At 50.8% G+C, this 24,735-nt stretch carries 21 protein-coding genes; 6 read left to right on the forward strand and 15 right to left on the reverse strand.

Going from position 1 to position 24,735, the window contains the following annotated elements; translation table 11 throughout:
* The coding region (locus tag EJP87_RS18325; protein ID WP_227657440.1) for a hypothetical protein at positions 1-214 on the forward strand (214 nt) is incomplete at its 5' end.
* Between the two features lie 22 nt (positions 215-236).
* Here the strand turns inward: EJP87_RS18325 and EJP87_RS03895 are convergent.
* From EJP87_RS03895 to EJP87_RS03945, 11 genes are all read right to left on the reverse strand, one after another.
* Positions 237-911 carry a class I SAM-dependent methyltransferase gene (locus tag EJP87_RS03895; RefSeq protein WP_130470555.1) on the reverse strand — a complete coding sequence of 225 codons (675 nt, stop codon included), beginning with the start codon at positions 909-911 and terminating at the stop codon, positions 237-239.
* A 92-nt stretch (positions 912-1,003) separates the two neighbouring features.
* A complete protein-coding gene (locus tag EJP87_RS03900) occupies positions 1,004-1,705 on the reverse strand; it encodes a hypothetical protein (RefSeq protein WP_130470556.1) in 702 nt (233 codons plus the stop codon).
* A 115-nt stretch (positions 1,706-1,820) separates the two neighbouring features.
* Complete coding sequence (locus tag EJP87_RS03905) at positions 1,821-2,642, reverse strand: polysaccharide deacetylase WbmS family protein (RefSeq protein ID WP_130470557.1); 822 nt, start codon at positions 2,640-2,642, stop codon at positions 1,821-1,823.
* The gene (locus EJP87_RS03910) at positions 2,630-3,382 is read right to left on the reverse strand and encodes a sulfotransferase family protein (protein ID WP_130470558.1); all 753 of its coding nucleotides are present in this window, start codon (positions 3,380-3,382) and stop codon (positions 2,630-2,632) included. The genes EJP87_RS03905 and EJP87_RS03910 overlap by 13 nt, the downstream gene beginning before the upstream one ends.
* Before the next feature lies 1 nt (position 3,383).
* Positions 3,384-4,514 carry a DegT/DnrJ/EryC1/StrS family aminotransferase gene (locus EJP87_RS03915; RefSeq protein ID WP_130470559.1) on the reverse strand — a complete coding sequence of 377 codons (1,131 nt, stop codon included), beginning with the start codon at positions 4,512-4,514 and terminating at the stop codon, positions 3,384-3,386.
* A 25-nt stretch (positions 4,515-4,539) separates the two neighbouring features.
* Positions 4,540-5,037, reverse strand: a complete 498-nt coding sequence (locus tag EJP87_RS18785) for a DapH/DapD/GlmU-related protein (RefSeq protein WP_130470560.1) — start codon at positions 5,035-5,037, stop codon at positions 4,540-4,542.
* Positions 5,038-5,050: 13 nt separating this feature from the next.
* A complete protein-coding gene (locus EJP87_RS03925) occupies positions 5,051-6,178 on the reverse strand; it encodes a DegT/DnrJ/EryC1/StrS family aminotransferase (protein WP_130470561.1) in 1,128 nt (375 codons plus the stop codon).
* 5 nt (positions 6,179-6,183) lie between these two features.
* Complete coding sequence (locus EJP87_RS03930) at positions 6,184-7,191, reverse strand: NAD-dependent epimerase/dehydratase family protein (RefSeq protein WP_130470562.1); 1,008 nt, start codon at positions 7,189-7,191, stop codon at positions 6,184-6,186.
* Positions 7,188-8,213 carry a Gfo/Idh/MocA family protein gene (locus tag EJP87_RS03935; RefSeq protein WP_227657441.1) on the reverse strand — a complete coding sequence of 342 codons (1,026 nt, stop codon included), beginning with the start codon at positions 8,211-8,213 and terminating at the stop codon, positions 7,188-7,190. The genes EJP87_RS03930 and EJP87_RS03935 overlap by 4 nt, the downstream gene beginning before the upstream one ends.
* Positions 8,214-8,227: 14 nt before the next feature.
* Positions 8,228-8,839 (reverse strand): adenylyl-sulfate kinase, encoded by a 612-nt coding sequence (cysC, locus tag EJP87_RS03940; protein ID WP_130470563.1) that lies wholly within the window; start codon positions 8,837-8,839, stop codon positions 8,228-8,230.
* A 208-nt stretch (positions 8,840-9,047) separates the two neighbouring features.
* Positions 9,048-9,638 (reverse strand): DUF4337 domain-containing protein, encoded by a 591-nt coding sequence (locus EJP87_RS03945; RefSeq protein ID WP_193771124.1) that lies wholly within the window; start codon positions 9,636-9,638, stop codon positions 9,048-9,050.
* Positions 9,639-9,912: 274 nt separating this feature from the next.
* Between EJP87_RS03945 and EJP87_RS03950 the strand changes: the two genes are divergently transcribed.
* From EJP87_RS03950 to EJP87_RS03960, 3 genes are read left to right on the forward strand one after another with little or no spacing between them, the layout of a single operon-like run.
* Positions 9,913-10,758 (forward strand): oxygen-binding di-iron domain-containing protein, encoded by an 846-nt coding sequence (locus EJP87_RS03950; RefSeq protein WP_130470565.1) that lies wholly within the window; start codon positions 9,913-9,915, stop codon positions 10,756-10,758.
* On the forward strand, positions 10,755-11,486 hold the full coding sequence (locus EJP87_RS03955) for a GGDEF domain-containing protein (protein WP_227657442.1): 732 nt from the start codon (positions 10,755-10,757) through the stop codon (positions 11,484-11,486). Before EJP87_RS03950 ends, EJP87_RS03955 begins: the two co-directional genes overlap by 4 nt.
* 46 nt (positions 11,487-11,532) lie before the next feature.
* Positions 11,533-13,170: a glycoside hydrolase family 17 protein gene (locus tag EJP87_RS03960; protein WP_130470566.1), complete on the forward strand. Its 1,638-nt coding sequence runs from the start codon at positions 11,533-11,535 to the stop codon at positions 13,168-13,170.
* On the opposite strand, the gene EJP87_RS03965 is transcribed toward EJP87_RS03960, so the two are convergent.
* The 4 genes from EJP87_RS03965 to EJP87_RS03980 form a co-directional block, all read right to left on the reverse strand.
* Complete coding sequence (locus EJP87_RS03965; RefSeq protein WP_130470567.1) at positions 13,088-13,516, reverse strand: hypothetical protein; 429 nt, start codon at positions 13,514-13,516, stop codon at positions 13,088-13,090. The two genes, EJP87_RS03960 and EJP87_RS03965, sit on opposite strands and share 83 nt — an antisense overlap.
* 333 nt (positions 13,517-13,849) lie before the next feature.
* Positions 13,850-15,913: an ATP-binding protein gene (locus EJP87_RS03970; protein WP_130470568.1), complete on the reverse strand. Its 2,064-nt coding sequence runs from the start codon at positions 15,911-15,913 to the stop codon at positions 13,850-13,852.
* Between the two features lie 352 nt (positions 15,914-16,265).
* Entirely contained in the window at positions 16,266-18,194 is a 1,929-nt protein-coding gene (locus EJP87_RS03975; RefSeq protein WP_130470569.1) for an ATP-binding protein, read from the reverse strand.
* Complete coding sequence (locus tag EJP87_RS03980; protein WP_130470570.1) at positions 18,191-19,111, reverse strand: phosphate/phosphite/phosphonate ABC transporter substrate-binding protein; 921 nt, start codon at positions 19,109-19,111, stop codon at positions 18,191-18,193. Before EJP87_RS03980 ends, EJP87_RS03975 begins: the two co-directional genes overlap by 4 nt.
* 203 nt (positions 19,112-19,314) lie before the next feature.
* On the opposite strand from EJP87_RS03980, the gene EJP87_RS03985 reads away from it, so the two are divergent.
* Together EJP87_RS03985 and EJP87_RS03990 are read left to right on the forward strand one after the other, a co-directional pair.
* Positions 19,315-21,957: an EAL domain-containing protein gene (locus EJP87_RS03985; RefSeq protein ID WP_130470571.1), complete on the forward strand. Its 2,643-nt coding sequence runs from the start codon at positions 19,315-19,317 to the stop codon at positions 21,955-21,957.
* A gap of 54 nt (positions 21,958-22,011) precedes the next feature.
* The gene (locus EJP87_RS03990; RefSeq protein WP_130470572.1) at positions 22,012-24,624 is read left to right on the forward strand and encodes a bacteriohemerythrin; all 2,613 of its coding nucleotides are present in this window, start codon (positions 22,012-22,014) and stop codon (positions 24,622-24,624) included.
* Positions 24,625-24,735: the final 111 nt, after the last annotated feature.

A 24,735-nucleotide genomic window follows, 5' to 3' on the forward strand; every position in this document is an offset into this window, starting at 1 on the left:
TGGCCGGGTCCAGGGATGGAATCCCTGGGATTTTGCTTTTAATCCTTTAATCTTTTGTCTTTGGCGCGCTTTTCAAACTAAGCCGACGCGCTCTTTGCGTCGGCGCAGCGCGCCTAATGGAAGCAAGCTGTGGGCATTGGCGCGCATTTTTTGCGCCAATGCCCACAGCATCCCCATGGGGGTAGAGCTGGCGAGCCAGCACGAACCTGAATAGTTACCATAAAATTTGCATGCGATCATTCATAGAAGGTAAACGCATAATCTCCACTATAACCAGCAAGATCCATAAACCATTCCCATTCGTCGGTGCGATAAAAAGTTCTTTGTATCAATTGCCAGTTTAACATATTCAACTTTTCTTCTTCATTTCTGTAAGATTCAAGAAGAAGCCATTTATGCCTTGTGCTTACCCGCTCAATCTCTTTTAGCGCCTTGAACAGTTCATAATTTGTGAGCAACTGCAATGTATTAAGGGATACGACCAGATCAAAGGCAGCATCGGCAAATGGTAAATCTGTCGCACTGCCCACCTGCAGAGACTCCCGGATCTCCTCTTTGCCATGAGCTACTGAATATTGTGAGGCATCAATTCCACACACTGTTACCCCAGGAAGCAATAATGAAAATTCATACAGCAAAAAACCTTTACCGCAACCAATTTCCAAAATTTTTGCATTATTGTCAAGTTGGTAATGATTGATCAAAGATGACGCCAATTGTGTCCAGCGTCCAGGTATATAGCGATAACCACCATATCCTGACATGCGATCACCATCCCAATACTCTTGGTCAAGGCGCATGGCATCTTGCACCAACTTCAGCTTATCATGTTTGCAAACTCTCTCGGTATAATCTCGTTTCGTCATCTTTCTCAGCGAATTGATCAGATTAAAATCGATACACTCACCCATCGGAAACCCTCAAAAAAAGTCTGAATAAATGCTGCTCATCATGACCAAGAAAAATGAGCAAGCTGCAAGCATTTTACCTGAAATTGAGCCAGCTAAAACACATCGTAAGGCATTTTGAATTCGTCGTTATTTTTTTTTGTAAAAACAGCGCAAGTACTGAACCACGGCGGATAATCTTCCTTGCGAGGGGGCAATGCAGAAAGACTGGTAAGCAATTTATTGCCCTGATATTCAAACACTACCAAACCAATAAAATTCAAAGCATAACCATTGGCGCTTGCCAGCTTCTTGAAAAAAACTGGGGAATAATTAAAAAAAGAGTGATCCAGCCAACCATTACTGGGCAATGAATTGACTATATATCCACCTACAGAGGTTAAATCATGAATCAAGCGAAAAACATTATATTGGTTAAAAACATGTTCCGATGTTCCTAAATTGGTGGTCAACAAATATCTTCCCAAATGTTCCGGCGGGCATTCTATAATATTAAGATCCCATTTCAGCATCTCAAATGGCAAATTGGTCATGTCTATGCAGCGATATTCAAAACCAAACCTCTTGAACAAGGAACCGGACATGCGGTCAGATGCAATATGCTGCTCGGCATCCTTTATGCCAAAATTATTATATAATTGGGTAACCACATCCCGGTCTATTACAAAAGGCAAACCCGGCATATTCCAGCTTACTTCCGTGGCACCAAGCTCGATCATCGTCAACTTTCTGCCAGTAAAAAATTGTTGCTCGGCCATTTTACTGATCACTCTGGCTACCGCCGTTGTAATTGCCATTGCATCACCTTCCACTATATTAGTTGTTTCATTTTATTATTTATATCACAACACCCAAACATGCCTATTGACTTTGCGGATATATTTTCATAATAATTATAATTGGCACAACCGATTAACGACCTGCCCATGGCTGCCAACCACGCCACAAACGGTTAATCTCTCCCAATGTCGCTGTCGGCAGAGCTTCGGCGACAATCCGATCCAGCAAATCTATAAACATGCTGCGTACACCAATACCAGAATGGCGCTCTTTTAGTAACTTTTCATGGTTGTGATAATCTTTGCGGCTGGCCATATAATGCTCATTGCTCACTGCGTTGATATAGAGCATATTGGGATGAAAATTGATGATCTTCAATCCTGGTTCTGACAATGCCAATTTGTCAGTATCAAAACCGGTCAAGCCACTCTTTAATTCAAAATGGTCACTAAAATAGGTCGGACACTCCAGAATCCCATACTCTTTCCAAAAGGGCAGCAAACCACTCTTTAATGGTATCAGATAAGTCGCATCATATTCAATACCAATTTCTCTATAAATTTCCAATAATTGCGAATCATAATACAGGCTGTGACTCCGCACCCCCCGGGCTTCACTGGCAAAGGCATGGGTTCTTTGCAGGACAAAGCGATACAACGAAAGCTCATCAATCTTGCTTTCATCAGCAAGGGGATGGGCCGCACGAAATGCGCGCAAGGTATCGCCGTTGCGGCGAAAATTGGGATGCAAACCCCGTTCATGACCGGCAACCTCTACCCCGGAATGGGTGACAAAGAAGGTTGCCCGCAATTGACGCTCATCCAACAGCCTGCACAAATCGGCCAATATTTCTGCACAGGCCCACTCCACATCCATCGTCAGGCAGATCGTGCGTGGATCAAAGGGCAGAGCATCCTCTCTTGCTCGGGCATCCTCTCTGCCTAGATAAACCATGGCACAAAATCTCCTCCCAGCAATGCTGCCAAGCGTCGATTGGGTTCGGCATACCGTTCCAACATCCAACTGCGCGCATCCTCAGGCAGGGGCTCTCCCGGTGGTAATTGATTGATCGGTGCCAACCCCAGCGCATCCTGTGCACGCACCTCAATACCCAAAAAGCGATGCAGCTTTTCGGCAACCAGTGTGGGGTGCTGGGCAATCTCTTCAGTACGCACAATCAATATCTGTTCGCGCGGAAAAAGTGCAAAAAAGGGAGCCAATAAATCGGCATACAAGCCCCTGGAAAAATAGGCATGCGGTCTGGCATAGCGCAATGCTGCTGGCAACTCTGCCTCTCTCTGCTCCTCCAGGAGGAGAGCTTGCATAAACCCCTCATTTTCCATTCCATTTTTGCGCGACCATCCATAATTGGAATAGGCGCGCTCAACAGGATTGCGCAACAAAAAGATCAAACGCACATCAGGAATGGTCTCCTTGATCCGTGCGGCTACCCCTACTCCTTCCAGATAGTTGGTACTTTTTTCACCTACCAAAACTGTTTCCGGCAAATCGGCAAACCAGGTTGCGGAATAATAGTCTGCCCCCTTGTTATACAACTCATCGATGAGAAAAAATTTTGGCTCCGGTCGTAACGGCTTGGCCATCGCCAAGCCTGGATGCCGGTCCGCCAAATGCCACAGCCAACTTGTGCCACTCCGTGGGGCACCACCAATAATAAAATCTGCCAGTCGCATCTTATTCCCGACTTCCCTCAGCAAAATAGTCCCGTATCGCTGCCACCACTCTCTCTATCTGGGCATCGCTCATCCCCACAAACAAGGGCAAGGAGAGACATTGCTCAGTAAACAGGTCAGTCTGTGGATATTCTGCATCCAAACGCAGTTGCAACTGCGTATAACAGGGCTGCCGATGCACCGGAATCGGATAGTGAATCCCAGTCTGGATCAACCTCTCTTCCAAATAACGACGCAGACCTTCGCGCTGGGGAGTGCGAATGACATACAAATGAAATACATGGTCATGATTGAGCACACGCGGCAAGAGCAACGGCAAATCGGCCAGCCCCTCCTCATAACGCTTGGCAATCCGCCGCCTCTCATCCGTCCATCCCGGCAATAGTGGCAATTTGTGTCCTAAAATCAGCCCCTGAATCCCCTCCATCCGATAATTATATCCCAACTCCTGATGAATCCAGCGCTGGTATTGCCCATGATTGCGCAGCGCACGCATTTTTTCCGCCGCTTGCCCATCTTCGGTAACCACCATGCCCCCTTCACCAGCCGCTCCCAAATTTTTTCCCGGATAAAAACTGAAACAACCATAAGAGCCTATGCTGCCTACGCTACGTCCAGCAAATCGGGCGCCATGCGCCTGAGCCACATCCTCAATAATCAATAGCCCCTTCTCTTGCGCCAGAGCAAGCACTGCCTGCATATCTACCGGCTGACCATAAAGATGTACCGGCATAATCGCTTTGCATCCCGGGAGCATGCGCCTTCTGGCATCCTCCACATCCATGGTGCCGGTCCTGGGATCAATATCGCACAAGATCGGCTCTGCCCCCACATAAAGCACCGCCCACAGGGTGGCGACAAAAGTGTGTGACGGCAAGATGACCCGGTCACCAGGCCCAATCCCTGCCGCCAGCAAAGCCAAATGCAACGCCGAGGTTCCCGAATTGACCGCTACAGCATGTCTGCTGCCAACATATTGGGCAAAATCACGCTCAAAGGCGCTCACCCATGAACCCAAACAATATTCACTGCTCTCAAACAGCTTGAGCAAATCCGGTAAGGCCCGCTCCCGTATCGCCTGCCACTGGATGGAAAGATCAGCAAAAGGTACCGCTGCGCACTGTTCAGCCATTCTGGATCATCCTTTAATCAATCTGTCACTCGCCGGTTGCTGCTGCCAATAACCGCTCCCTGGCCGGATTGCCCATCACCACCGCTCCAGGTGCCACATCATGGGTTACCACTGCCCCAGCCCCAATCAATGCGCCACGGCCAATACGTACCCCACACAATATTGTCGCATTGGAACCGATAGAAACCTCATCCTCGATATGGGTCTCGGTCAAAGTCCACTCATCGGTGATCAATTGCTGGTTGTGACTGGCGCGAGGCAGCTTGTCATTGATAAACATCACCCCATGCCCAACAAAAACATCATTGCCAATATGCACCCCTTCACAAATAAAGGTGTGCGACGATATTTTGCAACGCTCACCAATCACAGCATTTTTTTGAATTTCAACAAAGGTGCCAATTTTACTATCGCTGCCTATTGTACACTCATACAGATTGACAAAAGAAAAATAGCGTACCCTCTCCCCCATCAGCACTTCACGAATTGCCAGAGTCCCCTGCGATACATTTACCCGTTCCATTGGCACTTTCCTCTCAATAATCCACCAAAGCCGCCAAGACCTGCTCTTGCTGCTGCTCACTCATTTCTGGATAGATCGGCAACTGCAAGGTGGTAGCGGTTGCCGCTTCCGTATGGGGAAGAGTTGCCGCCAGGGCTTGATAAGGAGCTTCCCTATGGGCTGCCATCACCCCACGCCGCGTCGGAACGCCTTGCGCATGGAGCCGCTCCATCCATTGATTGCGATTGAGAGGGCTCTCTGCCGACACCGCAATCTGAAAACTCTGCCAATTGGGCTGCATACCCTCTGGCACAAAGGGCAAACGAAAACAGGGATGATGAGCCAAACGGCTCAGATAGCGCTCGGCTATGCTGCGTCGCCGCGCCAAAATCTCCTCCAGGCGCGCCAACTGCGCCAGCCCAATGGCTGCTTGAATATCGGTAATTCGATAATTGTAGCCGACCTCTGGATAGCTTTCAAAGGTGGTCGGAGAAGCGTTATGGCGAGCAAAATCGGAAAGTGACATCCCCTGATGACGCAAACGCCGCAAGCGCTCCGCCAACTCCGTATCATCGGTGACAATCATCCCGCCTTCGCCGGTGGTGATAATTTTCCGGGCATGCAGACTGAAGATGGAGACATCGGCCAACGATCCCACCGCACGGCCCTGGTTGCGACTGCCGAAGGCACAAGCGGCATCATCCAATACCCGCAAGCCATGCTGTTGCGCCAAAACATTAATCGCATCGATAGCACACGGCAAACCCAGTTGATCAACCGGCATGATCACTTTGGTACGCGGGGTAATTTTGCGCGCCACATCTTCGGGATCGATATTCCAGGTCAAGGGGTCAATATCCGCAAACACCGGCGTTGCCCCCACATGGCGAATCACATTGACGGAAGCGATAAAAGTCAAAGAGGGAACAATCACCTCATCGCCTGGCTGAATGCCCCAGGCATGCAACACCAAAAAGGCCCCCGTGGTCCAGGAAGAGAGCCCTATTGCCTGCCGACAGCCGCAATATTCTGCCCAAAGACGCTCAAATTCCGCCAATTTGGCACCACCTACCAGCCAACGACTCTGCAAAACCTCCTGCACAAGCTGCAACTCTTCGGCACCCATCCAGGGCTTGCTGAATGCAATCGCTTCTTCCGTCATCGCCTCTATCCTGCTTTAGGGGGCATTTGCCAATTGATATAACTCTCTTCCAACAACAAAGAGGGATCCGCGTAGCTCTCCTTGAACCAATGCAAATAGCGCCCTACCCCCTCGGCAAAGGCGATTTCGGCCCGATAAGCCAGCAGCTCCTTGGCCAAGCCAGTATCGGCATGCAAAGCCAGCACATCACCTGGTCGTTCATCGACAAACTGCGGTTGCAAATCAGCTCTGCCAATCTGCTCGGCGATTATCCTGGCCACCTCACGGATGGTGATCATTTGGCCATAGGCCATATTGACCACCCTTCCTGTTGTTGCCTCGGCCAGGCCAGCCATACCGATTCCTTTGGCAATCTCGGTCACATAGGTAAAATCACGCCCCTGCAAACCATTGCCAAAGATGATCGGTGGCAGGCCATTGAGAATGCGAATGACAAAGCGCGGGATCACCTCGGCCAAATCGCCCTGATCATGTTCACGTGGCCCATAGGCATTGAAAGGTCTGACCACGGTGATCGGCAATCCATAGGTACGTTGATAGGCAAGGGTATAATATTCTCCGGCCAACTTGGCTGCACCATAAACGGTAGTTGGCTGGCACAGGGTATCCTCGGTAAGACGGGCCGTGGAGCTGTTGCCATAAACCTCGGAAGAGGAGCAATAGAGAAAGCGTTTGACCCGCTGTTGCCGCGCCACCTCCAATACATTGAGGGTGCCTGTGGCATTGACCGCATGATTGTGCAGGGGAGCCCCCAGGGAGCGACGCACACATTGCACGGCCAAATGATAGACCAGTTCACAATCGCGCATCGCCTCTTCGATGGCCTGTTGATCCAGAATCGAACCCTCGACTATCCGTACATCGCCCTTTTGCATGGCTGCGAGCAGATTGCCGCGACTGCCAGTGGAAAAATCATCCAACACTGTCACCGCCTGCTCTCTGGCTACCAACCAATCAACCAAATGACTGCCGATAAATCCTGCACCACCAGTTACCAGAATCCGACTTTTCATGAGGCATCACTCCGCAAAGCGGCCACTTCTGCCAGATGCAAATCCAAAACAGCTTGCGTCCGCTCCAACAGCCGCATCACCCGCAAACCATTCTCTCCGCTGACTCTGGACTCCTCTTTGCCGGTGATCACGCGCCGACAATGTTCCACCAAAGAGGCAAGCGCTTCCCGGTTTTCGACCCGCGGGGAATAGACATCGCCTAAGCGATAGGAGGGAATAATCACCTCGCGATCATCCTCCGGCTGAAAGCTGATGCCGGAGTTATAGATTTTAATCTTTTGATCACTCTCCAGATCATCCCACAACAACATCTTGGCGCTGCCCCCAATAAAGGTGCGCCGCACCTTGACCGGTGACATCCAGCTCAAATTAAAATGGGCCACCATGGCTGAGGGAAAGTGCATGGTGATGTAGACAATATCGGGTAAATTTTGGTTGACATGGCAATAGCCGGTGGCATTAATCAATAATGGCTCTTCGCGAAACAGATAATCCACTATGGAAAAATCATGGGGTGCCAAATCCCACAATACATTGACATCTGGCTGAAAGAGACCCAGGTTGACCCGCATGGAGTCATAATAAGAGATCTTACCCAATTCATCCGAGTGACAGATCTTCTGGATCATCTGCACAGCGGTGGTAAAAAGATAGGTATGATCAAGAAAGATCAGTACACCCATCTTCTTGGCCAATTCAAGCAACTCTTCCGCTTGACTGACCGAAGAGCAAAACGGTTTTTCCACCAAAACATGTTTGCCATGTTCAAGAGCCAATTTTGCCAAATGATAATGGGTAGCTACCGGAGTGGCGATGACCACCAAATCGATCTCTGGATCCTTGGCAATCTCTTCCCCGTCAGAGATTACTTGCAATTGCAGATGCAAACCTTTGGCAATGTTGCGCCGCTGTGCATGTTGATCCGCAACGGTTTTTACGACAAAGCCGGGATTGGCGTTAAAGTTGCGATAAAGATAGGGCCCCCAATAGCCAAAACCAATCAAACCAACCCTGATTTTCATTTCGACATCCCTTTCTAAACATGTTCTGCAGCCGATATTGCCACTTTTGCCATGATGGCACTCATCAATTGCTCCACACATGACGCAACGGTAGAGGTTCCAGTGGGCAGAATCATTTCTGGATTGCTCGGCTCCTCATAAACAGAGCTGATTCCAGTAAATTCGGCAATTTTTCCCTCTCTGGCTTTCTTGTATAGTCCTTTGACATCGCGGTGTTCACACACCGAAAGTGAACTGTTGCAATAGACCTCAAAAAAGCTGCCCTCTGGCATGATCTCGCGCACACGTTGCCGATCCTTGGCCAAAGGGGAGATAAAGGCTGCCAGAACAATCACACCGGCATCGACCATCAACTTGGCAACCTCACCGATACGGCGAATATTTTCCGTGCGATCTTCAAGGGAAAATCCCAGGTCGCTGCAAAGTCCGCGGCGCACGACATCGCCATCAAGCACATAGGTCAACAGACCTCGCCTCTGCAGTTCAGCCTCCATTGCCACAGCCATGGTGCTCTTGCCTGAACCGGAAAGACCAGTAAACCAAATCAGCAGACTCCGGTGACCAATCCGTTTTTCTCGATCCGCTCGGGCAATTCCCTGATACGCATGCTGCATACTGTTTGACATAAGAATGGCACTCTTCTCTGAAATGAAGGGAGTAGTTCACCCCGTCGAGGTATGTAAACTCAGACGGCAAAGAGAGGCACTGACACGACGCTTGCCTCGCCGTATTGGTGAGTTGCTCCTGTTAGCGACTGCTATCCGACCCAGTCACGCATCACAGGCAAGTATATCACGTTTGACATTGCCAGTCATCATTCCTCAAAATTGACTCTCAGCTCAACCACTGGGCCAAAATATCCGGGTGAAAACTCCAGCCAAAAAATCCTGCCAATCCGACCAACGTACCAAAAACGCCAAACAAAACAGCCACTGCCAACAACCAGCGATGCCGGGTCAAGGCACCAATTCCCAACATGGCAATCGCTATACCCATTCCCGCTTCCGCCATGTCAAATTGATCATCACGAAAATTGAGCTTCTCATATTGCTCTTCCCATGATTTTGCCTGTTGTTGCAAATCCTCTTTCTCCTTCTGATAGCGGGCAATCTCCTGTTGCGTTGTCTCAATCCGTGTCTGTACCGCCCGCACATAATCCTCTGTTATGCCCGCTGTGCGTAACTGATCCAACTTGAGAACCTGCAAATGATTTTCTGCTATGTTCTGCTTGGTACTCTTGGCCTGATAATAGGCCCAGGTATCCGCCGCCTTGACCTGCGCCTGACTCATCGCCTGAGCAATATTGCCATCCTTGACATCAAAAATTCCCATCATAATTGCCAGGATTGCCACCAACAGTGAGGTAATGTTATTAAACCACTCCTCTTGTGCCGCACTGCGCTCATCTCTCTCAGCTTCTGCCATCTTGCCTCCTCCTGAAATGGGGTCACCCTGCCGACTCATGAATGGCTGACAACCAGTCCAGACAGCCAGCTTTGCGATAATTTAAGAGTATTACCCCTTTGGCAAGGATTATTCTTTGCCAGCAAATAGAACATGCCCATTAGAGCGGACAGACAAACAAGCAACGGTTGACAGCAAATTGAACAATACGAAATACTAGGTGACATCATGCGTTCAGGCAGGTATCAGTGATGATACAAGAAGGGAATCGCTATTTACTCACCAGGAGAGCAGAATGCACGCAGTTCTTAACCATAACATCGATTTGGATAAACCAGTCCAATTATCCAGAGGGGTCTATTGGGTCGGTGGATCCTCTGGCAAAGGGGGCGTCCCCGCCAATCCATACTTGATTATTGATAATGAAGAGGGGGTGTTGATCGACGGCGGCAGCCGCCCCGATTTCAGTACGGTCATGCGCAAAATTCTGCAAACCGGAATTGCTCCCGAACAGATCCGCTACCTGGTTTACCAACACTATGACCCGGATCTCTGCGGCTCGATTCCCAATTTGGAGCAGATTATCGGGCACAAAAATCTGCGCATTCTCTCTAAAAAAGAGAACATCCCCTTCATCCGCCACTATGCCGTGCAGGCAGAAATCTTGTGCATCGATGATTTGAATCTGCAACTCAAGCTTGCTTCTGGCCGTCGCCTGCTCTTTTATCCGACCCCTTATGCCCATTCGGCTGGCAGTTTTGTCACCCTCGACGAAACCAGCTCCATCCTCTTCAGCAGCGACCTTTGCGGCAATGTCGCCCAACCCGATCAATGGAAACTGTTTGCTGAATTGCCCGATCAATGTCTCTCTTGTCACGATTTTTCTCCTCCTGGGCATAATCCAACCTGTCCCAATCCACAGACCTGTATCTGGTCGTTGGTCCATCAGTTTCACCGGGAGGTGATGCCCTGTAATCGCGCCTTGCATCATGCAGTGCAGATCCTTGCCTCCATCAATGCCATCATGGTGGCACCACAACATGGTTCCATTTTCCATACTCGTGAGCATATCCAGGCAGTCTACCGCTTGCTGCGCTCTTTCAAAGATATTGGTATCGACCATATCCTGGGGCCCGCATGATGGACAAGCTCACGATCGATCATCATCTTTTTAATTTTGCCTTTGAAAATCGTCTGCAACGCTCCTATGGGGCGATGATGAATCGCCTGTTGGAACAGCAAGCACAACTGGCCGATCAACTGGTCAATGAACAGCTCCTGCAAGCACTGGTCAAAGATTTTGTGCGCATAGAGCGAGAATTGGCCGAGGCACATCGGCAAGTGGTCGCCCTCTCCCGTACCGATGCTTTGACCAACTTGGCCAATCGGCGCTGGTTTGACGAATCCTTGCATAGCGAATGGTCCAGAGCCGTCCGTGCCTCTGGCACCTTGGGCCTGCTGCTGCTCGATATTGACTGTTTCAAACTCTATAACGATAATTATGGACATCCGGCTGGTGACGACTGTTTGCGCCAAGTGGCGCGGACCATTCAAGGGGTTTTGCTTCGCCCACCCGATCTGGTCGCCCGCTATGGTGGAGAAGAGATTGTCTGTCTGCTGCCCGGTACCGGCCTGGCGGGAATCAAAAAAGTGGGCGAAGAGATTTTGGCCGCTATCCGTACTCTGGCTCTGCCCCATGCTTTTTCCAAAGTCCCGGATGCTATTGTCACCGTCAGTATCGGAGGCAGTGCTTGCCTGCCGCGCAACGATCTGGAAGCGGCTGCTCTATTGAAACAGGCCGATGAAATGCTCTACCATTCCAAAGAAAATGGCCGTAACCGTTTGACCGTTGCCCAGGAAATGCTCTAACCGCCTGAGTAGACACTTTTTTCACCTTGCCCTGCAGGGAGTCGCCATGCCTTTTCTCTCCACCCTCTTGCCGTGGCTTGCCACCGTGCTGCTGGCCACTCTCTTCTGGCAACAAGGTGGACAGGGGGTGTCGCTCCCTGATGTCCCTGCCGGACGCTATCAATGTCTCTCCTATGCTCCGTTTCGCGAGGGACAGACACCTTTCGACCCCAATTTGTTTATCTCCCGCCAACAAATTGAAGAAGATCTCAACCAATTGGCTCCTCTTACCCATTGTGTGCGCACCTATTCTGCAACCCAGGGTCAGGGGTCAGTGGTCGAACTTGCCGAAAAAAAAGGTCTGCAGGTATTGCTGGGTACCTGGATCGGGCCAGACAAACAGATCAATGCCCAACAGATGGCGGCCACCCTGGCGGTTGCCAAACCTGGAGTGGTCCGGGCTCTGGTGGTGGGAAACGAAGTGCTGTTGCGCCGTGAATTAAACGCGCCACAACTGATTGAGGTTTTGCAAAGCATGCGCAAACAGAGCTCCCTGCCCATCACCTATGCCGATGTCTGGGAGTTTTGGCTGCAAAATCCACAAGTTGCCGAGCATGTGGACTTTTTGACTATCCACCTCTTGCCCTACTGGGAGGATCACCCAGTCGGCGTCCCCAGCGCTCTGGAACATGTACGGAACATCTTGATAAAAATGCAACAAGCCTTCCCTGGAAAAACCATCCTGGTCGGCGAGATAGGCTGGCCCAGCGCCGGACGCAGCCGCCAGGAGGCCATCCCAGGACGGGTCGAACAGGCTCGCTTTATCCGTGAGTTTATTGCCCTCACCAGCCAACAAGAGATCGCCTATAATCTCATCGAAGCATTCGATCAACCCTGGAAAAGATTCCAGGAAGGAACCGTGGGCAGCCATTGGGGCCTTTTCAACCATCAACGCCAGGTCAAATTTCCCTTGACCGGACCGGTCACTCCCCTGCCCTCCTGGCCCATCCCTCTTGCCCTTGGTGCCGCTTTTTCACTGGTTTTGTTGCTCTTTTTTGCGCAACCACACCACTCCTTCTTGCGCCGTTTTGCTCTGGCTCTGCTCGGCATGGTCAGCTCTGGTCTGGCCTTCTGGCGTTGGCAACAGCTCAACGATGCCAGTCAAAATTTTCTTGATTGGAGTCTGGGTTGGACGGGCCTGCTCCTGCTTTTGCTGGTCACACTCAGTATTGCTGCCTTGCTTGGCCAACATGGCAACAGTTGGCTGCGAGCCACCCCCTGCTCGTTGCAGCAACTCCGTGCAATTCTCCTCGGACGAGGATGGGCGCTTGGCATCAGTAAAGAGAATATTTTTAGCGGTATTCTGCAAGCAGCCACCCTCTTTTCAGCGGCTTTGACTGCTCTTTGTCTGGTGACGGATGGACGCTATCGCGATTTTCCCAGCGCTCTGTATGCCTTGCCAGTATTATTGCTGTGGCTGCGCTGGCTGACCCAGGGAGAACGTCCGCAAGGAGCTCAGGAACATATATTGGGTGTGCTTTTGCTGCTTTGTGCCGCTTTTGGTGTCGTTATTGAGTTACCGGTCAACAGGGAAGCGATGCTTTGGCAGGCACTCATTGTGCTTATGTCCCTGCCTCTTCTCTCTTATGCAGCCATTTTCCGCCTAAAGCAGGAGCATCCCACAGCACCAGCAGCCCCAAAATAAAGCCTGCTGCCGCCCAGGAGACATTGTAAAAAGCCAAACCGGCAGCTCCCACATCCATGGCCAAGCGGGCCCAAAAAGGCTGTGGTGTCAGCAAAGAGAGAATGCCAAAAGCTGCTGCCATATAACCAATCAGTTGATGATGGACGGCCAAAATCAAGGCCAAGCGCAGCTCACACCACCACGGTGCAGTGGCCGCCTGGCAGGTCAAACCAATGCTCTCCGGCTCAACACCATAGCGACGCACCCCGGCCATCACCACACCCACAATCAGCGCTTCTGCCAACAACAACCAACGCATCTTCCCCTCCACAGACAAAAAAACCTGGTCTTCAGCCAGGTTACTCATCCATTTGGATCACAAACCAACCGACCGCCACTCTAACACTCCCGTCTCTGCGCATAAAGCAAAATCGTAACTATTCACCACCCAAAACAACTGGGGGTCCAGGGAAGGCACCTCCCTGGTGGAGTCCAGAGGCAAAGCCTCTGGGATTTTTAATCTTTTAATCTTTTGCTTTTGGCGCGCTTAGCACACGAAGCCGACGCGCTTTTTGCGTCGGCTTAAGCGCCTAATGGAAGCAAGCTGTGCGCATTGGCGCGCACTGTTGCGCCAATCCGCACAGCATCCCCATAGGGGTAGAGCTGGCGAGCCAGCATGAACCTGAATCGTTACGCAAAATCAACACAATCCAATCTGGTGCAAACGCTCGGCAAACTGCTCAATAACCGCCAACAGATGTTTTTTACGGACAGGTTTGGTCAAAAATTGATCGCTGCCAGCCGCCAGACTGCGCTCTTTTTCTCCTGTCAAAGCATGGGCTGTCAAGGTGATGATCGGCAAGGCAACGCGCTTCTGTGTCAATTCCCAAGCACGAATCTTGCGGATTGCTTCATAACCATCCATCACCGGCATCTGCACATCCATTAAAACCAGGTCAATCCCTCCCTCCTGGACCCGCTGGCAGGCTTGCCAACCATCCGATACAATGTGCAAGCGATGTCCGCTCTCACGCAAAAAGGTCCGAATCAACTCTTGATTTTCAGGGTTGTCTTCAGCCAAAAGGATCTGCAACCCCCAATCACGCTTTACTGATGCCAACAAGGCGCTCACCTGGGGCAATAACGCCTCGGCTGGCCACAACGGCACCTGTACCATAAAACAGCTTCCCACACCTACCGTACTCTGTACAGAGATCTTCCCACCCATCCATTCAGCAAGCCGTCTGGCCAGGGCCAAGCCTAATCCCACACCCTGGTGCCGACGTGAATAGCTGCTATCGCCCTGGGTAAAATGATCAAAAATGCGCTCTTGCTGTGCCTCATCAATACCGATCCCGCTATCCTCTACCATAATCTGCAGCCATTTTCCTGACTCTGCTTCCTCTGTTTGGGAAAAAACAACGCGCACCCCGCCTTGTTCGGAAAATTTGAGTGCATTCTCCAAGAGATTGAATAATATTTGCCGTAAGCGTACCCCATCCACGGTGAGCCACTCAGGAAGCTCCGTCTGCACACTGCTCTGCAAAAACAACCCTTTTGCCTCGGCCAATCCCCGAAAAGATTCCACAACCTCTTCCAGAAGCGGACGAATGGCCAGCGCTTCCGGCAGCATCCGCAATTTTCCTGCCTCCACGCGAGAAAGATCCAATATTTGATCGACCATCATCATCAAATGGTTGCCAGCCCCATGCAGACGCTTGACCATCGCCCTTTGCTCGTCGCTCAACGCTGTCTCGTCCAACAAATCGCCCATGCCGATCATGATATTGATCGGGGTACGGATCTCATGGCTCATCATGGCCAAAAATTCACTTTTAGCCTGACTGGCCCGCTCTGCCACCTCCCGCGCCTCCCGCAAAGCACGTTCACCTTGACGCTGCTCGGTGACATCCTTCATCACCGCCAATACGGAACTGTTCTCCTCCGTAATCACCTCCGTGGTAAATATTTCCACCACTCTCTTGCTGCCATCCTTGCAGGTAATCGTCCACTCTTCACCCTGCAAATGTTCCCCCTGACGCATGCGACCCATTCTCTCTTTGGCCAACTCCTGTACCGATGGATCCACATAAACTGTCTGATACCAACCCAGAAGATTGATCTCGGCCAGGGAATAGCCGGTCAATTTTTCCATGGCTGGATTCCACACAGTAAAATGCACATAAGGTGGTTCACAAATGCCATGGCATACCGCTATGCCATCCACCTCTGCCGCTATTACCGCCGAGGCAAACCCTTCGGCACGTACATCTTCATGAATAACGATGACCTCCTGAACCCTTTGCCCTTCATCTTTGACAGGATAGATATGGCTTCTTAAGCGTAAACGTCCGCCTTGGCGACCACCACTCTCCGTTGCCCGATCATAAACAAGCGGACCAATGATGCGACTCTCCCCCAAAAAGGCCCGTAAAATATCCTCTTTTACTCCAAGACGCTCCAGCTCTTGATCGTGCAAAACATTATAATTGATCTCCTGCAACCAGGACAAAGGCACGCCCCACATCTTTTCCCAAGCCCGATTGACAAAAATCGTGCTGCCATCCACAGCAAATATTTGCATCGCCAAAGGGGTTGCATCCAGCAAGGCCCGATAGCGTCGTTCCGCTGCGGAAACCTGAGCACGGTACCCAACAGATGCCACTCTCCCCTTCGCTGGTTTGCCACCCCTCTTCACCTGCTGACCCTGCCTGGATAAGCGCTTGATCGACGGCAAGTCATGGGCAATCCGTTCTTTGGCCATGAAACCACTCCCTCACCACTCTGCAACAAAATACTTATTTTGCAAGATATACTGTTTTTTATCCGCTCAAGTCAAGCCTCTCTTCAAAGCAAGCGCATTTGCCAATTTCCTCACTGTTGCCACAAGCGAAACGGTGCCTGTCGGGCCTCCGCCCTCCCAAAGAGTGCCCTGCGGGACAAATCGGTGCGGCGTGCGCGAATGTTTAAGCATTCGCTTTTGTGAAACGCCGCACATTACCAGCAGGGCTTTGCCCACACCCACCAGGAGGAGATAATCTCCTCCTGGAGCTCCATAATAATTTTCTGATTTTCAAATGCGATTGCCCTGAGCCTCTCTTATTGCCCTACCCCGATCAGGATCGATTCAGCACAGGAATTTGCTGCAGCAAAGCCAGAAACTGCTGTTTCCGAATCGGTTTTGCCAGATAATAATCACATCCGGCAGCCCGACTGCGCTCCTCTTCACCACTCAGTGCGTTGGCGGTCAAAGCGACAATGGGCAGACGCTGCATCTGATTTTCCTCTTCCCATTGCCGAATGGCGCGCGTCGCCGTATAGCCATCCATCACCGGCATCTGCACATCCATCAATATCAGGTCAAAACACTGCAGCGCCACCTGTTCGACAGCCGCCCGCCCCTGATTGACAATCGACAACTGATGGGGCGAATCTTTGAGAAAAGCACGGATCAGCATTTGATTATCTTCGGTATCTTCTGCCAAAAGAATGCGCAACTGACTGCTCTGGAGAGGAGCCATTATTGGCAATGACTGTTCTGTGTTGCGGGCGGAATCTTGCACCCGGCGCAAAGGCAAGATGATCCTGAAAGTACTTCCCTCGCCAATTTGACTCTCCACAGTGATTTCGCCTCCCATCAGGCGCATCAGTGAGCGCGAGATTGCCAATCCCAGGCCAGTGCCACCAAAACGCCGGGAAATGCTGGAATCGGCCTGGGTAAAAGCCTCAAAAATGGTATCCAACTGCGCATTTGTGATCCCGATTCCGGTATCATGCACCTCAATATAGAGTTGCGCCCCCTCCTCTTGCACCTCTTGAGCAACGATAGAGATCTCCCCTGTCTCGGTAAATTTGATCGAATTGCTGATCACATTGAACAAGACCTGCCGCAGACGAAAACGATCTGCCCAGATTAGTTGTGGCAGCTTTGGATCCAACCAGCTATGCAATTGCAAACCTTTATTGCCCGCCAAAATCTGTAACAACTCGATCACTTCGTGCAGCAATGCTGGAAGACGCATGGGGGCCTCCATAATGGTGACCTGTCCCTCTTCAATCTTGGATAAATCGAGGATCTGATTGATCAACTCCAATAAATTTTGACTGGCATTCTGTTGTTTACGTACATATTCCTGTTGTTCGGCATCGAGGAGAGTCTCCAACATGACATCCCCCAGACCGATAATGACATTCATAGGCGTGCGCAACTCATGGCTTACCGCCGCCAAAAAATTGCTTTTGGCCTGATTGGCCTCTTCGGCTTTGCGTTTGGCGGTCAGAAGATTTTTTTGCGCCAGCAACAGTGCCTGCTCTTCACTCTGCAGGGCATCCAGCATGCGGTTAAAACCGCTGGCCAATTGACCGATCTCATCACGACGAATCAGGGCAATACGCTGATCGCGCACCCCTTGCCGCGTTGCCTCTACCACTGTCAACACCTCATAGAGACCACGAGTCACCCCACGCGCCAGCAACACCGCAAACAATGTCCCTACCAGAATCGCCGTCAGCGTATAGAGTAATCCATCATGGCGAATCTCCAACAACTCCTGGAGTATAGCATCCTGGGTAAAGGCAATTCTTGCCCATCCCAAGAGGTGCTGATCCAGCAACACCGGAAAGGCCACATCCACCAATTGGGCATCGGCAAACAAAACCACTGCAGCAGGCGTTTTTTGCAGCAGAGTTTGGCTCAGGGCATCGACCACATACCAACCCACCTTTTGCCGATCGGTATGACCCATCACCTGCCCTTGCGGCGACAACACCATGGCATAGCGCAACTCGGGATAGTGTTTCAGAGCAGAGACAACCTCTTCCAAACCAATCACATCATTGGCCAACACCCAGGAGGTGCTATTGGCTGCCAGGGTATGACTCAAACTGATGGCCTGCTGTTGCCGTTGTTGGTATAAAAAATCTTGTTGCCTGCTCAGCAGATCCCAAACAAAAACCGTCATCAACACCGCATGAATCAGGGCAATCGCCAAAATCAATTGCCGACGGATGGATGCCGTCCAAAACTGCTGCCACCATCTCCTCATGGTTCCACCCGCAATGGACGCACTTCCTGAGCAAAACGCTGTAAAAACTCTTGCACAGGCTGATAGGTACTATTATCTGCCGCTTCAAAAGAGCTGAGGGCCATCGGTTGCAAGATGGCTTTTCCTGGTGCATGGTTCTGTAAATTGAAAAGAATCTCCCCCACCTGCTGCACCACCCGATCTGGGACATCGTGACGCACCATCAGGCTGTTATTGGGCATCTTGTCGGTTTGCCATTTGACCACCAGCTCTTTGGCCAGCTCTGGTCGTTCCCGACTGAATGCCCGCCAGGGCAAAATCCAGGTTGCCCCCGCCGCAGTATGGCGCAAATAGACATTCATCATCGCCGATTCCTGGGATCCGACATAGCGATTGTCCACATCGTGGAGAACATGCAGACCATGGGTATGTAAAAACCATTGCGGCATCATGGTGGCAGCCAGGGCGGTTGCCGCCGGATAGCTGATTGCTTTGCCACGCAAATCACTGATCTCTTCAATACCGCTGTCACGCCGGACCAAGATAATCCCACGAAATTGTTCATCATCGCCCATTTTGCCAAAAACCCGGTAACCATGCTCTATGGCGGTAATGGTTTGGTAGGGATTGGGCAACGCAAAGTGAACGTGACCGGCAAAGAGCTTTTCTTCAAAGGCCGCATAATTGCGTGAAGCCTCCAGACGCAACTGCCCCTCCGGCAACTGCCGGTTGATCCATTCCACCAATGGCTGATAAATTTCAAACAAACGTTCAGGATTGTGTAACGGATGGACTGCAAAGATATAGGTTGCCTGTTTTATCACAGGCTCTTTGGCATATTGCGGCTGATAGAGCGACTCCTCCTCTGTCCTGCACCCCGTCAACAACAGGAGCAGCAAGCAACACAACAGAGATCGTACAAAATTCCCTCTCACCATTATGCTCTGCCCTTCCTACAGAGATGCCTGCGCAGCAGAACGCTCCCAACGCAACCGATTTGACAAAAAGCATGATAGCAAATTATTACTCCGCTGTGCAGCAAAATCTCATTCTGCACCAGGTTGGAAATTGCTATTTGCTGGCAAACACAGCATACTGTTCTGAGGTCGTTATTTACACTTAACCAGGTGATTTTTGTGCCATGTTTCGCTTTCTGTCTCTTCTGCTGTTAGGGTTATTCCTGCCCTTAACGCTGCATGCCGAGAAAACGCTTGTCGTAGGGGTCTATGACAACCAACCCGGCGTATTCAGCGAGAGCAACAGCGGCCAAATCAAAGGATTTTATATCGACATCCTGGAGCGGATCGCCGAAAATGAGGGCTGGAAACTCACCTATCAATTTGACACCTGGGCCAACCAGCTCAAACATTTAGAAAAAGGCGAGATCGATCTGCTGGTTGCCATCGCCTATACCCCGGAACGAGCCAAGCTCTATGATTATACAAGCGAAATGGCTCTTTCCAACTGGGGACAACTCTATGTCCATGACAATAAACTGCAATCGGTGTTGGATCTGAGTGACAAACAGGTCGCCGGTGTCGCCAACGACATCTATTCCACCCATTTCAGTCAATTGATGAAGGGGCTCAATATCCACCACCATTGGCAAGAACTCTCCGGCTATCAACAGGTTTTGCAGCAGGTAGCCACCGGCAAAGCCGATGCAGGTGTGGTACCCCGTACTGCAGGTATGGTCTTGGAAAAACAGTATAATAACATCATCCGCAGCCCCATCATCTGCTGCCCCATGGAGGTGCGCTATGCGGCTCCCAAAGGCAAGCATGCAGAAATACTCAGCCGCTTGGATCTGCATCTCAAAGCGATGAAGGCCGATAAAAGCTCCTTTTATTATCAATCCTTCAACCGTTGGTTTGCCGGTGCCAGCCAGGATGCTCTGCCCACATGGATGCTCTGGAGCTCTCTTGCTGTTGCCGGAGGCTCCCTGCTGATTGTGGCAGCACTTTTTGTAACAAAAAAACGTAAAGAAAAAGAGCTGGTGCAGGCACAATTGATCGCCAGCCTGAAAACGCAGGAGTCGCAAAGCGTTCACACCCTGAACATTTTGCTGAAAACCGCCTTGATCCCCATGTCTCTGGAACAGCAACTGCGCCATATTCTGGAGACTCTGTTTGCCATGGGCTGGTTTCCTCTTTTACCCCAGGGGAGCATCTACCTGGTCGATCCCGACAAAAAAGTGCTCAATCTGGCCTGTTGTATCGGTTTTGATGCGCAACATCTGGAGCCACCGCTGCTGCCTGAACACACCTTGGCAACAGCAGAACATGGAGGGGTTCATTTTGACTCCTTGCCAGCGCATGGTCATTATCAAATCCCCATCCAATCGGCCAATACCCTTTTTGGCCTGATGAATCTCTATGTTCCGGCCAACCACCAACCACAGGAGAAAGACAAGGAGTTTCTCGCCTCCGTGGCCATGACCATCGCCGCCATGGTGGAACGCAAATATCTGGAGCATAAAGTCCAAAAACAGGCCGAAATTGATGAATTGACCGGCCTTCCCAACCGTGCCCTCTTTCACAGCCGCCTGGAACGCGCCATCGCTGTGGCCGATCGCTCCCATACCGAAGTGGTCTTGATGTTTATCGATCTGGATCGCTTCAAGCAGGTCAACGACACCATGGGACATAAAGCAGGGGATCGACTCCTGCAAGAGGCCGCCAATCGTCTGCTCTCCTGTGTGCGCACCACCGATACTGTGTCACGCCTCGGAGGCGATGAGTTTACCATCATTCTGCCCAAATCAACGCCGTTGGTGTATGTGGAATATATTGCCCTGCGCATCCAGCAAGAGATGGCTGCTCCTTTTCATCTTGAAGAGGGGATCGCTGAAGTCTCGGCCAGCATCGGTATCACCATCTATCCCCGCGATGGTGCCGACATGGATCAGTTGCTGCAAAGTGCCGATACAGCCATGTATCATGCCAAAAATTCCGGGCGCAACTCCTTCAGCTTTTTTGATTATGCCATGATGGCCGAAGCTCTGGAACGCATGGAGATTGAAAAATCGCTTAAATCAGCCATGGAAAACGAAGAGTTGTTGGTATTTTATCAACCAAAAGTCAATCCCGCTTCGGGACGCACTGCCGGCATGGAGGCTTTGGTACGCTGGAAAAAAAATCAATCGGAGTTTGTCTCTCCCGGTCTGTTTATCCCCATCGCCGAACAATCGGCCTTGATTGTCGCCATCGGCACCTATGTCTTGCGCCAGGCTTGCCGACAAACCAAACTCTGGCTCGATGCCGGCTTCTCCCCCCTCTGCGTCTCGGTCAATCTTTCGGTGCGCCAACTCAAACAAGAAGATGCCCTGCTCAATACCCTGCAGGAGATTCTCCAGGAGACCGGTTTGCCTGCTTCCGCATTGGAAGTGGAGATCACGGAAAGCATGATGATGCAAAATGTGAGTAGCGTTGTAGCTCTTTTACACAAGGTGCGCGAGCTGGGAATCAAAATTTCCATCGATGATTTTGGTACCGGCTATTCGTCGTTAAGCTCGCTGAAACATTTGCCGATCCAGACCTTAAAAATCGACCGCTCGTTTATCACCAGTGTCAGCGAGGATCAAGACTCTGCAGCCATCGTACAAGCTATTATTGCCTTGGCCAAACAGTTAAATTTGAAAATTGTCGCCGAGGGAGTGGAAAATCGCCAACAAATGCAGTTTCTCTCCCAGCTCGGCTGCGACGAAATTCAGGGCTATTATTATGGCAAACCCATGAGTACCGATGATTTTACCACCTTCCTGAAACAGCCACCGGCCTGTTAAAGGGCCTCCTCTTGGTAAAATGTCACCTGCTCCATTTTTTCAGAAAAACCAGCCATGACCATCCAAAAAATCTCTGTCGCCAAAGGTATTCATTGGGTTGAAATTCCAGAAGCAAACTTACGCATTCTCTGCGGTTGCCCGATGGATTGTGTCAAGCATCTGATGAAACGGGGGCTGATTGTTGCCACCGAAAAAAATGGCATCCCCTGCGAAACCGGTCCCAACGCCATTTTGCTCTCTGATCTGATGTTGCAAAATGGCGAATTTGCCAATTTGGGAGATTTTCCGGTGCTGCAGATGCTCTATAAACAAGGGTTGATTCTGCCGAACCATCCCAACAATACCGGGCAAAAACCCCTGCTGATCGGTCGCCAGGAACAGGTCAATGCGCAACTGCAATATATCTACCGCGGCAATTATGGCCTCGTCTCCACACAAGAGATTGAGGAAAGCGGTGTCGATGCCCAAACGGCGGCAGCCATGATGCGCATGAAGTTACGTTTTGCATTTGGCGCCATTCGCTCCAGTCGGGATCTCCTGGAGACCTGTATTATCGAAAATGAGGCCGTCACAATTGGTCCTGGAGTCACCCTGCTGCGGCGTGCCGACAATATTTTTGAGATCTCCCATGAGGGCACCAGCGTTACTGTCGATCTCAATCTGGCTCCGGGAGAACGCTACGAATCGGCCTATCCACTCGGTTATCAAATGTTGACCAGGGAATATTTTGCGGTGGTCCATTCCGGCGATGGCGATGGTTGGGATGTCAATCGGCCCAGCATGTCCAGTATTGTGATGTTTCAAGGCAAGATCTATCTGGTGGATGCCGGTCCCAATCTGTACAACAATCTGCAGTCACTGGGCATCGGCATCGACGAGGTGGAAGGGCTCTTTCATACCCACGCCCATGACGACCATTTTGCCGGCATCACTACCTTGATGCGGGCCGGTCGCAAAATAAAATATTTTGCCACTCGTTTGGTGCGTGCCAGTGTAGAAAAAAAACTCTCCGCTCTGTTGGCCATCGAAGAGGAGCAATTTCGCGACTATTTTGCCGTCCATGACCTGCAGGCCGACAGTTGGAACGATATTGAAGGTTTGGAAGTACGCCCCTGCTACTCTCCTCACCCCCTGGAAACCACCATCTTTATGTTCCGAACTCTCTGGAAGGATGGTTACAAAACTTACGCCCACTTTGCCGACATCATCTCCCTGGATCTGTTGCGCAAAATGATCAATGAAGATCCCAAGCAACCGGGTATCGATGCCGCCACCTTTGCCAAAGTATGCAATGAATATCTGACTCCTGCCCATTTGAAAAAATTGGATATCGGTGGCGGAATGATTCATGGCGTCGCCAAAGATTTTCAGGAAGATCGCTCACAGCGCATTTTGCTCTCCCATATCGCCCGTGAACTGACCCCGGAAGAGCGGGAAATTGGCTCCAATGCCCCACATGGCATGATGGATGTTCTGATTCATGGTCTCTCGGATGCAGCGCGCCGCAGTGCTTTTGCCTTTTTGCAATCGGCACTGCCAGAGATGCCCCTGCACCATCTGCGCATCTTGCTCAATGCCCCCATCATTCCTCTGCCACCAGGAAAAATTCTCCTCAAAGAGGGAGAGATGCCAGAGGAGATCTATCTGGTTCTCAGCGGCACAGTTGATCTGTTCCGCACCAAAGAGCAGTTCAGCGGCAAAGTCACCATCGGCGTTCTGATTGGCGAAGATGCCGTTTTGCATAAACAACCCTCCCGCTTTACCTACAGCACTGCCTGTTTTGTCCAGGCTCTGGCCATTCCCTCTTTTCTGTTTTTGGAGCTGGTTGAGCGCAACAATCTGCTCAATGTTATTGAAACCATGTTTGATCGGCGCAGCTTTCTGCAAGCCACCACTCTGTTTTCCGAAGGGGTACCCTATCCGGTTCTCGATCAAATTGTGCAAGCCGCCCACAGTTACCGCGTCCCCGCCAATCATGACCTCACCTATCAGGATATGGGCAAATTGCACATCATCCGTTCAGGAACGGTGATCCGCAGCCTGGCTGGCGAACAGGTGGATATTTTGAGCAGTCGTGACTTTTTTGGTGAGGAGATGGCCCTGTTTGGCTCTCCCTCCCTGTTCAGCCTCACCACCAGCACAGAGACCGAACTCTATCAAATTCCTGGTGAGTTGTTGCAAGAGATTCCCATTGTGCGCTGGAAACTGTTTGAAGGGTACCAAAAACGGGCCCTGCAAGTGATTCACGGCACGGGAGAGGTGGGCAATTTTAAGTGGAATAATGCCTTTAATGTGCAGATTGCCGAAATGGATATCCATCACAAAAAACTCTTGGAAATTGCCAACGGCATTATGGAGATTGTACATGCCAATCAAGGGTGGGGACCGTTAGAAAAAGCCTTCTCCTCTCTTGTCCAGTATACAGAATACCATTTCAGCGCTGAAGAGCGTCTCCTGCAGCGTTATGGCTATCCGGGGCTGGAACAACACCAGAAAAAACATCGTCTCTTGGTCGAACAGGTGCATCGCTACCGCGAACAGATCAAAGAGCATCAAGGCTCAGCACAAATTGATTTCAGTCAATTTTTCAACCAATGGATTGTGCGTCATGTCTTGAATGAAGATCGCAGTTACAGCCAGTTTTTGAACGATAAAGGGGTCTATTAGAAGCTGCATTGTAACTATTCAGGTTTGTGCTGGATCGCCAGCTCTACCCCCATGGGGATGCTGTGCGGATTGGCGCAAAAATGCGCGCCAATCCGCACAGCTTGCTTCCAT

This window comes from Candidatus Magnetaquicoccus inordinatus, from assembly GCF_004217665.1.
In the GTDB taxonomy this organism is placed as follows: Bacteria; Pseudomonadota; Magnetococcia; order Magnetococcales; family Magnetaquicoccaceae; genus Magnetaquicoccus; species Magnetaquicoccus inordinatus.